At 45.1% G+C, this 13,693-nt stretch carries 9 protein-coding genes; all 9 read right to left on the bottom strand.

Annotation, left to right across the window (positions count from 1 at the left end):
• Nucleotides 1-16: 16 nt before the first annotated feature.
• A complete protein-coding gene (locus tag E7747_RS05815) occupies nucleotides 17-637 on the bottom strand; it encodes a recombinase family protein (RefSeq protein ID WP_123475977.1) in 621 nt (206 codons plus the stop codon).
• A 99-nt stretch (nucleotides 638-736) separates the two neighbouring features.
• Nucleotides 737-1,045: a MerR family transcriptional regulator gene (locus E7747_RS05810; RefSeq protein ID WP_123611800.1), complete on the bottom strand. Its 309-nt coding sequence runs from the start codon at nucleotides 1,043-1,045 to the stop codon at nucleotides 737-739.
• A 387-nt stretch (nucleotides 1,046-1,432) separates the two neighbouring features.
• Nucleotides 1,433-2,770: a histidine acid phosphatase gene (locus E7747_RS05805; protein WP_136414702.1), complete on the bottom strand. Its 1,338-nt coding sequence runs from the start codon at nucleotides 2,768-2,770 to the stop codon at nucleotides 1,433-1,435.
• Nucleotides 2,771-2,813: 43 nt separating this feature from the next.
• On the bottom strand, nucleotides 2,814-4,667 hold the full coding sequence (locus E7747_RS05800) for a phosphodiester glycosidase family protein (RefSeq protein ID WP_168185248.1): 1,854 nt from the start codon (nucleotides 4,665-4,667) through the stop codon (nucleotides 2,814-2,816).
• 119 nt (nucleotides 4,668-4,786) lie between these two features.
• A complete protein-coding gene (locus tag E7747_RS05795; protein WP_136414698.1) occupies nucleotides 4,787-5,398 on the bottom strand; it encodes a hypothetical protein in 612 nt (203 codons plus the stop codon).
• Nucleotides 5,389-7,449, bottom strand: coding sequence for a hypothetical protein (locus tag E7747_RS05790; RefSeq protein ID WP_228449267.1), 2,061 nt, complete (start codon nucleotides 7,447-7,449; stop codon nucleotides 5,389-5,391). The genes E7747_RS05795 and E7747_RS05790 overlap by 10 nt, the downstream gene beginning before the upstream one ends.
• A gap of 208 nt (nucleotides 7,450-7,657) precedes the next feature.
• Entirely contained in the window at nucleotides 7,658-8,836 is a 1,179-nt protein-coding gene (locus E7747_RS05785; RefSeq protein WP_136414694.1) for a hypothetical protein, read from the bottom strand.
• A 197-nt stretch (nucleotides 8,837-9,033) separates the two neighbouring features.
• On the bottom strand, nucleotides 9,034-10,905 hold the full coding sequence (locus tag E7747_RS05780; RefSeq protein WP_136414692.1) for a RagB/SusD family nutrient uptake outer membrane protein: 1,872 nt from the start codon (nucleotides 10,903-10,905) through the stop codon (nucleotides 9,034-9,036).
• Nucleotides 10,906-10,920: 15 nt separating this feature from the next.
• Nucleotides 10,921-13,659: a SusC/RagA family TonB-linked outer membrane protein gene (locus E7747_RS05775; protein ID WP_168185247.1), complete on the bottom strand. Its 2,739-nt coding sequence runs from the start codon at nucleotides 13,657-13,659 to the stop codon at nucleotides 10,921-10,923.
• Nucleotides 13,660-13,693 lie beyond the last annotated feature (34 nt).

Genomic DNA, 13,693 nt, shown 5'->3' with positions numbered 1-13,693 from the left:
TGTCCTGATACATACGCTATAGTAGCGATTTACACTTTCGGAGTGTATTCACGGAAGTGCCGGTCAGCTTACTTACATTTCGCAGACTGATACCCTTTCGCAAAAGTCGTAGCTCTTCGGTATATTCCACTTGCATTATGTCGGCGGTTTTGTGGTAGCCGGGTTTTCGGCCCACACGACCGCCGGCATTTATGTAATTGACATACCCGCTCTCCATGCGTTCCCTGATTGTACGACGCTCCATTCTCGCTACTTCGGCAAGTATCGTGACCATAAACTGACTCATAGCGTTTATTTTGCCATCAGAAGTCAGAGTCTCGATATTATAGTTGTCAATATAAAGCGACACTCCGGATTCATTCAATCGCTCGATTACTTCAAGCACCTGTACGGTATCGCGTCCCAGACGGCTTAACTCAGTTACCATTACCTTTTCTATATGGTTGACAGAGATATAATCAAGCATAGCAACCAGTTCGCCCCTATTTTTATTTGAGGTGGCTCCGCTGATCTGTTCACAGAACACTTTCTCGACATTCCAGCCTCGTCGCCCGGCAATCTCATTGAGGTCGTTGACCTGACGTTGGTTGTCCTGAATGCGTGTTGACACACGCGTGAATATTACTACTTTACACATTGACACATCGTTTTAATCCTGTTCGTATCAAGCGAATTTACAAGATTAAAACGATGTGTCAGTTTTTCGTAAAGCTAAAAAATACTGGATTCTGCTGGCTTAGGCAAAAGCCTCATAACGGCTCCGGTTAAGAAATGCTATCACATCCGAGCCCAAGTACCAATACTTGTCACTTTCACGGATATATGATAACAGTCCGTTATCACGGTATTTTTTCACAAGACGTTCATCGACACCAAGCAGCAACCGTATCTCCTTATTATTATAAAGAGCCTTGGGATTAAGCTGGATTTTAGTAGTTTCCAGTCCGCTCCTGAGGTCATTGAGCTCAGCCCTCAGGCTCTTTATTTCTTTTATAAGGGTGGTAATCAAGTTGTCGTTGATCGGTTCGGGGTTATTCGTTGACATCTACATACATTGAGATGGGGTTTTGTAAGTTATATACTGAAATCCCGATATTGTCTACATAAATTTCACCGGTCAACCACCATAACAGACAATACACCCACTCAAACCTCTCACTTGAAAACTATCGCCACCGGCATTTCACCGCATTTTACTGCATAATACGCTGTCATAAAACTATCAACAAATCAGCAATCACTTGATAATCAATCATAAAAACAATCAATTCTTTCTTTAATGAGGAAGAATATTAAACTCTTTAAATTCACTGGAAGATAGAATAATAAGGAGTTGAGCTTGCTTGGTGCGATGCTCAACTCCTTGATTATTGGGCTTTAACGAGATGTATGAACACTTTAATTTGATGTAAGATCAGCCTTAGGCAATTCATTATTCCTGAAACTTATCCTTAAACCCGTTGAATTTATTATCATAATAGGAACGTAAATCATCCCACTTATAGTAAGGATAAGATGTTGTTTTTATCGGAAACGGGACTTCTTTCTCATTAAGCAGTATCTTGACTAAAATATCACTACCTGTCTGCTCATCATTACTTGAGAGCCGATAACCGCTATTATGAGCCTGAATTACGGGCCGATAGAATACAATCTGAATATTTGAAGCCATCGGGAAAAATTCAAAATTCCTCCAGTTATTAGCCAAGTTATCAATATTGTCTGTCGAGTAATCAACATTGTTTATTTCCATAAGTGTTATCAAAGGCAATAAAACCGATTCATGTCCGAAACGCAGATTGGCCCCTACCTTGTTGGAAACGATTGCCGAATCCGCTCCTTCAATTATACTTCTCAACAAATAACGTTGCGAATACGGTACACGGCCTGAAGTCAAAGGAGTGTTGCAGGCGGTAACATACCATTCGGCATTACGTTCAACCCATTCGTCTCGCAACTCTCCGGGAGTGAAAAAATCATATAATTCATAAAGATTATCATGACTCTGAGCATTAACCGCCACTTCAAAGACCGACTTAAAAACACTACGGCTGTCAATTGAGTCTTTAGCCCATGCGGCATCATTGAATACCAATTCAGTAAATGATGAAATATCTCTCGGACGGGCAGAAAAATTCTCGGACAATTCAGAAGTCGCTGTCGCTATAAGCTGCTGTGCCGGAATATCAAGATGATTGTAGTTCAATGTATTCTGAGTTTCCATTGAAGCATCACACTTTACGTTAAGCCCCGGTTCTATAGCCTTCAGTTCAGCAATTTCACTGGCCATTGAAAGGATACAACGGATAACCACCGTAGAATTAGCATTCACATAATTGCCGGCACGATATATCTCAGGGAAATTCTTAACCATACGTCTGGCAATCTGACGGTGCTGACGGTGGCCAAGCGGGGTCAATTCCCCGGCTTTATTTTTTGCGACCTCGCTCACAAAAATCAGCTGTTTAAGCAATAGCCGACCTCTCTCGGTTAGCTTTCCTTTCATATCTGCCTGCCGGAGATAATCGACCGGCCTCATATAAAGTTCATCCGCAGTAAGCCAACGGCTTCCATGACGGCCGTAATGCTCAATATGGAACGGTTCATAACCTTCGGGAGATGACGACAACACAGGTGCATTGTCATCTGTCACAGGATATGCGTAATATTGACTTCCGGCTTGATAACGGTCTACATCAGCAGCAATCTCAGCATGAGAACATAATGTCCCCGCTATAGCCATAAAGACACCGATAAAAATTCTATTCATAAAGCTATCAGATTTAATATTAACTACTTGACTTATATAGAGACTATCCTACCACCAGACATTGGGAAAAACGGCCTCTACCGGTTACAGCCGTCACGATATAGAGACCCGGATTTTGTGGCGCGGCAATTGTAAAGCTATCCAAATCCGGCACTGAATGACGCGACAAAAGTTGACCCGAGATATTGTATATCTCAACAGCTGACATAAACGGACATTTAAGACCGACATTTCTGCCGGGAAGAACCATACGCGGTGTCAGCTTCAGAACACTGTCAGTATTGTCTGAAGCAATGCTTCCGATGGATGACAACGCACCTCCTACTGAGATCTGACGTGTCACACTTTTCTCACCGCAAACAACAGTAAGCGTACCGAATGCCGGAGTGTCGGATGCTATAAATCCACAGCCATCGACAACACCAACGCCGTCAGAACATACAAGAGTATAATCAGGTATTGTGTCAAGTAACGAATCGTAACGGTTATAGGCAAGAATCCGAGGCTCGAATGTAGCTCCAAGGGGAAGCGAGACAATCTCTTCAGGATAATCTATTTCTATTCTTGATATTTCAGAATCAGCCGGAGAATCGTCAAAGACCATGAGGCAATTGGCAACTGCACGAGGCGTATTCTCTGTTGTCTTATTGACAATTCTGTCTGTAACATACATTTCAGCCGAACCTCCACCGTCGCACTGCATCATGTAGGCACATCCGAAATGACGTGCAATCTGCGCAGCCTTAGCCGTGCTTAGGCCTGCCGATTTACCGTAGACAGGATCAGTCGATTTGTCAATAACCATCATATAAAGAGTCTTGTGATCGTCCGACGTACCGTATAGCGAACGGGGATAGGTCATGCTATCATAATCAGCCGCATTGCACCGAGAGAGAACCTCTCCATCACGCATCATAAGCAGATTGCCGCCGATAGCTGTCTCCACAAGTGGATAGACCGACGAGGAAGATGGAGAAAAACGAAAGGTGTATTTAAGTGCCACCCTATCGCCCACCTTGACATTGGCAAGCTTTGTCCGTCCATTTCCACGTCCGACTATGGCAAGATCATGATTGCCAAGTGTCCCGAATCCTGCATCAGTACGGATTTCCTTGACGATAAAGTCTATGAAGCGGCCCCCCATCCACTCCTCACCGTCAGCAATATCCAGAATTACTTCTGTCGCATCTCCACCTTCAGCCAACCGATAGAAGCCATTTGCATCAAGCTCCGACGAAATTGGGCTAAATTTCGTGTCTGAGCCATAAAAACTATTATAAATCCCGATTTCATCCGGATGCACACCCTTATTGCACTGGCTAACGTTATACAGAGCAATCCCGTCATTGACACGTATCACCATGGAAGGTTGACAATAGTCTATATATATTTCCTTATCAGGCGATATGCCCATCAGTCCTGTCACCTGAAGCGGACCGCCAAAGGCCATCTCTGAAGCCATATTGCATTCGGTAACCATCTTGCCATTTCGTATGGAGACATTACGTGTCTGCGATGAAAACAGCTTACCGTCAGGACTCTGCGAACTTACAGCCCAGAAGTTGGCATTCTGCCCGGCAATCACCCTATGTTCGGATTCTGACAAGCGCATGGCAGCCGAGACAATCTTTTCAGTTCCTTTGGCGCTTTCATTGGCCACAGAGTTTTCAACACGGACATACTCATTCGTCATATCAGCAATAACCATATTAACGTTGAGAGGAATCTCAGGCAAACGAAGACGCAGATAAGTTGTCCCCGGGCCAATGCGCCGCTCAATCAAACGATCCATCTGATAGGATTTGTCGTCAATAGTCACATTCTCAGACCTGAGAGATGGCGGAAACATGAACAAGAATCCGACAACGACACTAAACAGACATTTATTAATTCTCATAACTATTCTATATTCAAAAGTAACTGTTTCCAAACTGTAAAAACGACAGAGGAGCATAAAGGCTTTGAATAGCGCATTATGCCCTTCTGCCTATAAAAGAGCCCGGATTTTTCAACCGTTTATTTCACTATGAATTTCTTACCGTTACGGATATAGATACCCGGAGCAAGAGGTCCACGGCATTCGATGCCCAAGAGATTGAAAATGCGGTTATCAACAGCACGCCCGTCAGTCTCTATTATGTCAATGCCACTCTGAACACCGGCCGGAGTGATCCGCAGATTATCGAAATGCCAAGGATAGCAAAGCGAAGTAACGGTCAGCTTATATGTTCCGGCCTTCAGTTTCACATCGCGATAGTCAGGAGTTTCGTTGTAGACTGATGTAAGACCGTCATCACTACCTGATTCAGGCCAGAAGTAAAGCACATTCGACACAGAGCCATCTGCTTCTTTAGTCGGAATCCAACGGTCTTTATCTCCAAGGATTGCATCAAACTCTGCTCCATCCTCACTGAAAACGGCTGGGACTGACGGTCGCAAAGGCTGATTGAAAGGAGTAAGCTCGTTGCCGTCAATTGCAAGGGTCATCGATGCCGCATATTGCTTAGGCCAATTAAGAGCCGGATTCCCGTCAATGGCATACTGATATCCGGGTTCCACACCTATGGACGCAACACGTCCGTATTCACTCCAAGGTACGGCATGCTTCACTGAAATATCTACATCCATATCAACCGGGACTGTAATCGTATAGTTAAACACAGCACCCAGTTGGAGATTGCTTCCTCGCGTGAGATAGTACGGTCTCCGTTAGTTGGCAGAATTACCGAGTAACCGTTCCAACGCGGATCGCCCATTGCAGATATGTAGTGACCGCCAGAGGCATTCTGGTCAGGAGTGATGAACACATCATCAGCATCGTCGCGGTAATCAGAAGTTTCGTAGAAGGGGACATCGGCCACTTCGGTCTCGGGCTCATCCTCGCTGACGAGATAGAGTACGAAATGTCCGGGCGTAAGCTCATATTCCTTCGAACCGGCAGCCTCAGCCTCGGTAGTGCCATCCATAAGGACGCGCTTGACAGCTATTTCTTTTTCGACAGTGACTTTCTGAGCGTTGTGGATGTCTCCGTTGAGCACCATCATGAAAAGGTTCTTCCCATTTTTAAGCAGCGAGACACATACGCCCTGTCCGTCAGAAGTCACAGAATTAATACCGTCCGGAAGCATATCCTTAGTCAGACGTGTACACCCGACAGGTGTTTCGGCGTTAGTATGGCCTGCCCTTAGGAATTCTGCACCAAGAAATACCCAAGTGAGAGCATGGATATCACGATTGATATTCTGAACCATGTACCATACAGGTGTCTTCTCGTTGTTGACATCAATCGGAGCGTCGTAATATGTATAGCCATCATATGGATTAGGGCACTTATAAGTAAAATACTGCACACCCTGAGCGCCATAGGCAAGATTACCGAAAATCTGGACACGCATGTGGTTCTCTTCAGGTGTAGGATATGACACACCTGCTTTTCCACAGTTGGATGCGACAGAATGGGCAAAAGCCCAGAAAGATGTATGGTAATACTTTGCAAGCTTCGAAACAATCTCAAGATTATTAAAGAAATCGGGTTCGATATAGATCTCTTTAGTATCATCATACTGACGGACCGGATAGTAATCGTAGCTAATAAATCCTGTCCCGACCTCACGCATAAAGGTGTGGACATACTCATCGTAACTAGTGAAACCGATTGCAGACATATCTGTACTGATATTCAAGAGATTTCCATACAGGATATGTTCGGTATCAAACTCACGTATCCAGTTGACTTTCTGCGTCATCTGTGGGAAATGCTTGCGATGAGGCTCATCCATTATGAACCATCCGCCAAGCCGGTCGGAACTCTTGACCGAGCTGACAGTCGATTGTATTTCACTATAGTTGCTTAAACCGGCCTTACATATCATACTTAGCTCTGTGCCCTCACGGAGATTAATTTTTACGCCGTTGATTTCTTGACCGTCGAAAAGGAAAGCCTTGTCGACACCGGGCCATGCAGTTCCCTGAGTAATCGTAAAACCACAATCCCAAAGCTCCTGATATTGCTTTTGGAGGAAAGCCGGAGCTTCATCTCCTTTTCCACCTTCAAAATCGACAGAACCCCAAGCGTAGATAGGGAAATATTTTCCTGTCGGATGTGTATAGAAAGTGTTAAGTTCCGGCAACTGGTTATGACGAGACGAATGACCGGCCTTAGTATCAGCTGCCCCATTGAAATCCTCGGCTTCAATGAGACTCTCACCCTCATAGCTGATACTTAAATCTTTGAAGGGAAATTCATTTACATCATATCGGATATTCCGAATCTGAATAGCGCCTCCTACCGGAAGACCAAGGAAACGTATATCCTGATATTGACCTGCTTTATTAAGGAAACGGACAGTGGTTGCCGTACGCTGCGCAGCAAGATCAACACGGAAAGTCTTCCACTCATCCGTAGCTTTCATTGTCCGATCAAATTCGTATGTTCTCGTAGCAGAACCTAAGAAAACTTTATACATGACCATATCAATCGTATTAATATCGTCGGTCGAACGATAATCGAAACACAGTGATGTATATTGGTCAGGCACTTGCTCTGTGATAGTATTAAGACGTATAACAGGAAGATAAGCGCCACCGTCATTTGTCTCGCATGTAAGAGTCCATGTATCCGTCTCTGGATCATAATCTGACGAAAATCCGGACGTAAGCGGAATCTCAGAAATCTTCATAGGATAACCCTGTGCCATTGAAACAAATGACAAAGAAATGACTAAGGTCATTAAAAACAATCTGATTTTCATGGGGTCTGTTTGTTAGGAGGTAGAATTTTAAAAAATATCGGGTAGAAGAACCTAAAACAAAATGGGATCTTATTGTTCTTCCACCCGATAAGATTTGATTTGGCTTATTATTCAATCGACAGCCTCATATACGGACTTATTTTACAATAAACTTCTTGCCATTCTGGATATAGATACCCGGAGCAAGAGGAGCTTTGCATTCTACGCCCATAATGTTGAAGATACGGTTGTCGGCAGGACGTTCAGCTTCGATTGTAACATCTTCGATAGCTGACTGAGTCGCATTAATCCAGCGGACATTCTTAATCCAAAGCATCGAAGATTCAGGAAGATCGATGCACTGTACCCAAAGGAAATGATTGCTTCCGAACACCGAACCGAAACCAATTTGATCAATCTCTTTCGAAAGGTCAAATTTTATAGTCTTCCATTCTGCTTCATAGATTTCGTCCTCAGGCGTACCTTCGAGCATCTCTGACGTAGGCACCGGTGTCATTTCCGAATAATCCGGTTTCTTGTGGAGATATACTTTCGGAGCGAAAGAATTACCTGTCAGCTTATAGTCAAAACAGAATGTGGTGCAACCTTCCGGCAGTGGTTTTACCAGATTTGAGGACTGAAGAACGGGGTTACCGCCCGAACGTACATAGATATCACTTCCACCGTCCATCTCCGGGTCAAAGTCTTTGGAGAAATCAGTATTGGGAAGTGTGAACGCATCAAGGACATCGCCTGCGGCTCCCTGATTCTTGCATTCGGCGGTAGCCTCATCAATCGTAAGAAGACGAATATTTTTTACTGTGAGCGCCCAACCTTCCGACTTGTTGGCATCGTTGGTAGAAATCCAGAAGTAGTTCTTGGCATAGTCACTTTCGCTACCCCACTGTGCATTGCGGGCGATAGGCATATAGACTGTCTGATACTCGTCAGAAACGAGAAGTAACGGACCATGAGCCTGATCGATATAGATGTTATTGTACTCGTGCTGGAAAACAACAAGGTTGTTGATCTGACGGTTTGTCTTATACTCAAAAGCGAGAATAGTATACTCCATCGGGCACGGAGATGTGAGTTTCTGTGTACGAAGCCATACACCGCCATCTGCATAAGCATTGGTTGTCACAGTGATTGCTCCGTCCTCATCAAAAATAGGCTGACCGTTCTCATCAATGGGATACTCCATGTGACCTCCGTTTTCCGGAACGATTTTGTTGTCGACAATATTACCTGAATCACGGAAATAGATTGGATAGACGGCTGATGCCTGAAGCGTAGCTGCTAAGCAAGCTAACGATAGTAAAGATTTTAGCTTCATAAGATTTGGTTTTAAGGTTAATGATGATTTTGTAGAAATTTAATTTGGATGTTAAGGTCTGGAGGCTTTCTGACAGAAGTTCTCAAAACAGCTTTTCTGTAAAATAATGGCTGTAGGGAAGCGCCTATCTATCGCATAAGGCTGTTTCTGCTTGACATCTATCAAAAATAGATCAATTCATCACAGGAAAGTATTTTTTACCACCCGGGATTCTGGAATTTTTGGCCGGTTGCAGACTGGAGTGCAGTCGCTTCCTTGCCGGGAACTGGACAACGGAGAAATTTTTCAGTAGTGGCTGTGCGATGATTCACAACGTAACGCTGATAGCCTGTACATGTACGGTATTCTATTCCGTTTTCAGGGTCAGGAATAAAGTTGCCATTCTCATCGCGGTCGAAATCAAGATCATTGTTTGAGTTGAATGCCAGTTTTGTGATGGTCTCGCCTACAGGACGCATACCTGTGACAGTACCGGTCTCAGCAAGAAGCATCCAACGACGGACATCAAAGAACCGATGATCCTCAAAAGCCAACTCTACGCGACGCTCATTGCGCACACGAGTACGGAATTCATCCTTGGTCATACCGTAGGCAAGACGCGGCATTCCGACACGCACACGGACGGTATTGACTGCATCAACTGCCTCATTTGGAGCTGTCTCGGCAAGAGATGCTTCGTTGGCAGCCTCAGCATAGTTGAGATAAAGCTCTGCAAGACGATAGACGCGGTAGTAACCGTCCATCTGGGCTGTGCGCGATGATGTGATATTGAAATATTTATGTAGATAATATCCTGTCCGAGTATATAGGATATTTGTCATCGAGGCATTGTATTTCGAGCCTTCCCCTGTATAAATGGTAGGCTGAGGACGGTTATCAAGAAGATGTACATGAGCTCCATTGTAGTATACAGTGGACTTTAGTCTGGGATCACGGTTGGCGTAGGGATCGGCCTCATCGTAGAGAGTCGCTTCCGGATTGATGATTGGCTGTAAATGATCGGTATCAGAATAGCCGAGGATGGGTAGTTTACCGTCAATTGTTTCGTAAGAATCAATCAGCTCCTGAGACGGACAAGATCCGGCACGAATATGCCCTGAGAGGATAGGAGCTGTGTTATATTGCCATACATTGCACTGCGATATGCCAAGTATTGTTTCCTTATCATTCGTACCGTTGACATCAGGCTTTCTCTGGAAAAGAAGGTCATACGCACAATTTGATATAAGGTTCTCATTGTTAGATGTCGATGGAGCGGTAGTGAAAAGCGCATAGCCGTTTCTAACACAGTCATCAAGAGATGTCTTGCAGATTTCGGAAGCATCCGCCCATGAAATCGAACCGTCGTTGTTGAGAGGAGACGCCGCATAGAGAGCGGCTTCCGACATTATAGCGCTGGCAATAGCCTTGTTGATACGCATCAGGTCACTGTCGGAAGAACCGGATCTCCAGTCAACGTAATCGCAAGCAAGCACTTCACGGCAATCGGAAATAATCTGACGTACGACATCAGAGAAACTTGCAGGCCGCACCTTTGAGTAGTCATATTCGGAATCATCTTTCTGATCGAGAATCAAAGGCACTCCTCCATAAATCTTGGCAAGCTGAAGATAATAGTAGGCTCTCAAACCAAAAGCTTCGGCCCGGTAGCGGAGACGGTTACCTTCTTCAAGGATATAGGCATTGTCGATGTTGTGGATAAGTATATTACAGTTGGCAATTCCTTCGTAATACTTTTCCCACTTGTCGAGTGCAGTTAGAGGATTATTCGAAATCGTGGCAAGACCGTTGTTCCACTGGGAAATCGGACCGCCCTCAACATCATCGACATCGTGTGCGTTGTCTGTCGCAGCATCAAGGAAAGACCTGTTTGCTCCATAGGCAGAACCAAACGAAGCGCTGGTCATTGGCAGATAGCAGTTGTTTAGCCAGCCGGCAGTCTGAATCTCACTTTGGAATATGTCTTCGAACTTTATAGAACCGTCCGGATAGTCATTGATTTCGGTACATGAAGCCAGTGCAACAGCCAGTGCGGCGAACGGCAAGAAGGTTCTGATATAGTGTTTCATTGGTGTAGGTCTGAATTAGAAGTTAATGTTAAGGCCGAAATTAAACGAGCGATAAACTTTAGTATATATTTGTGTGACCTCAGGGTCAAGACCCTCAAACTCCATGTTGTCCCATGTAAGGAGATTCTGGCCTGAGACATAGAAGCGAAGTTTTGACATTCCCATACGCGAGATAAGTTTTTCAGGAAGCGAATAGCCTATAGTGGCGTTACGCAGACGGAGATAGTCGAGTTTAGACACATAGAACGAATTGGACTGTAGACTTGACGATGCCGAGGATGATAACGCCGGGAAACCGATATGCTTCCCTTCCGCATAACGTTCTGGAGTCCAAGCGCTCTGATGAACCGGCATGTAGACACCTTCGGTGGTCAGGCCATCAACAAATTCAGCCACACCAACGCTCTTGTTCAGAAGCACTGAACGATCACCCTCGCCTATGAAATCAAGATAGAGGTCAAAACCTTTATAATCGAGCTGGACAGAAGCACCATATTCGATACGCGGCATATCATACACGCCAGCGAGAGGTGCATAGTCTCCTTCGTCAATGATTCCGTCGGAATTGAGGTCTTTGAACTTAAGGTCACCGGGACGAGGCTGCTTGCCGGTGTAGCGCAGACCGGAATTATCAATCTCTTCTTGTGAATTATAGAAGATTGAACCGTTTGAGCCGTCAACAAGATAGCCCCATTGCTGACCAATAGAGTAACCGGTCTTACGGTAAGGATAGGCATAGCCAGCATCTGCATAAGAAAGTTCGTCGGCGCTGACCCAATGATTTTTGTTCCATCCCATCTGACCGTTTGCGGTGATACCCAAACCACAGGGAAGCACAGTGCTGTAAGTAAGTCCGAGGTCAATACCGTTGTTGAACACCTTGCCGGAATTAATAAACGGACGGTTCTCAGCCGTCACTCCACCAAGAGTCGGGGTGAGTTCCGATTGAAGTAGGATTCCTTCCTGATTGGTACGCCAGTAGTCAAAATTAAGATAGAACTTATCGCTCAGGCCAAGATCGAAACCATAATTCTGTTGCTTTGATTTTTCCCAACCGATGCCAAGGTTACCGCGACGCATATTAAGTACGCCATAACCTGAATAGATTCCTGAAATACCACCAACAGAGGCACGATATATATTGTCATACAAATAGCGGGAATCCTGATCTCTGAGCGAATCATAGTAGAGTCCACCGTATGACGCACGGAGTTTTAAATAGGTCACATAGTCATTCTTAAACCAGCTTTCTTCCGAAGGAACCCATGATGCGGAGACTGTCGGCGAGAAGTGGAACTGATGTCCCTCAGCCATCATCTCAGAGCCTGAGTAGTTGAAATCAAATTGCAGGAAATAGCGGTTCTTGAAGCCATATTTTGCCTCACCTGCGAGCTGAATGCGGTTAGTCGGAAGGATGAAAGCGTAGTTGTACCACTTCCCGGCATCACCGCGATAGTCCTCAGAGGTGTAGTGGACAAGAGCATCGACCGAATGGTCTTCGGCAAAGATACGATGGTAGTTAAACATGGCCTGAATGTCCATATAATAGTTTGTGGTAGTACCCTTGGCCCATGAAAGAGGTGTCTCGACATTACTTCCCCACGGCACATAGGACTGAGTGTTGTCATTGTAGACCACACGGCCATAATCGTGGATGCCTCCACGGATGCCGTTGTAGATTGAGCTGTAGCCGAAGATACCTTTGAACGACAGACCTTTCGTAATAAAGTCGAGCTTGAGATCAAAACCGATGTTGGCGGCGAGATCTGTGCGTGTCATCTGATTGACACCGCTATAGTTGATTGCTCCTTGGAGTGGATTTGGATAACCCTCATTTGTGATAACACTTCCATCAGGAAGGACTCCATCCTCAACCCAATTTGGGGTAGTGTATAGAAGCTTGTAAATCTCAGTTCCTCCGAGATATGAAGCATTAACCCGACGTACACCTATGTTGGTATTGGCGAAAGCGCGCATCCATGAAGTGATATCCACGTCAAGATTCGAGACCACGGTAAAACGGTTTGTATAATCTGCTGGATTATATTTGTCATCGTAAGTAGCCTTATATCTTCCGGATTCACGAGCAAATCCCACATTAATATAGAACCTTACTTTTTCAGAACCCGCCCCGACCTGAACATTGTATTTCTGGAAAAGCATGTCATCCATATACATATCGCGCCAGTCGTTGTCTGTCCCCGTGCCGTCTTTGAAAGCATTGAGCTGCGAAGCAGTGAATTTAGGGACGAGACCGTCGTTTGTAAGAGCTGCATTGCGGAGCAGAGCCTGACCGTAGGCGTTGAGCATGTCGGGATTGCGCGTAGCCTTCTCGATACCGACATTTGCCGAGACGCTGACATTCATTGAATTGTTCTTTCCCTTTTTAGTTGTCACAAGCACCACTCCTTGCGCACCTTGTGGCCCGTAAAGAGCTTTAGCTGCCGCATCTTTGAGGATAGTGACTTCGGCAACAGTGGTGGGATCAAGATCCGCAAGTGAGATAAATGGCATAGGGATGCCATCAAGCACCAAAAGCGCATCTGTGGCAAAAGGAGAACTCTGACCTCTTATCACACCATTATACCACCCTGAAAGTTTTCCTCTGATGGCACTTTCAAGAGAGGAGCCTTTCCATTTATCAATCTCTTCGGCCTTGACTGATGATTGTGCGCCGGTATAGCTGTCACGCGTATCCTGATAGCCGAAAGCAGCCTGAAGTTCCTGCTGACCATAGGGAATGGAGTCAGACACCGTAGAAGCCAAAGCCGAGAACGATACTGATACC

It is taken from the genome of Duncaniella dubosii (genome assembly GCF_004803915.1).
GTDB classification, from domain to species: Bacteria; Bacteroidota; Bacteroidia; order Bacteroidales; family Muribaculaceae; genus Duncaniella; species Duncaniella dubosii.
The sequence above is the reverse complement of the archived record's forward strand: the minus strand, read 5'-3'. Positions and strand labels throughout refer to the sequence as shown.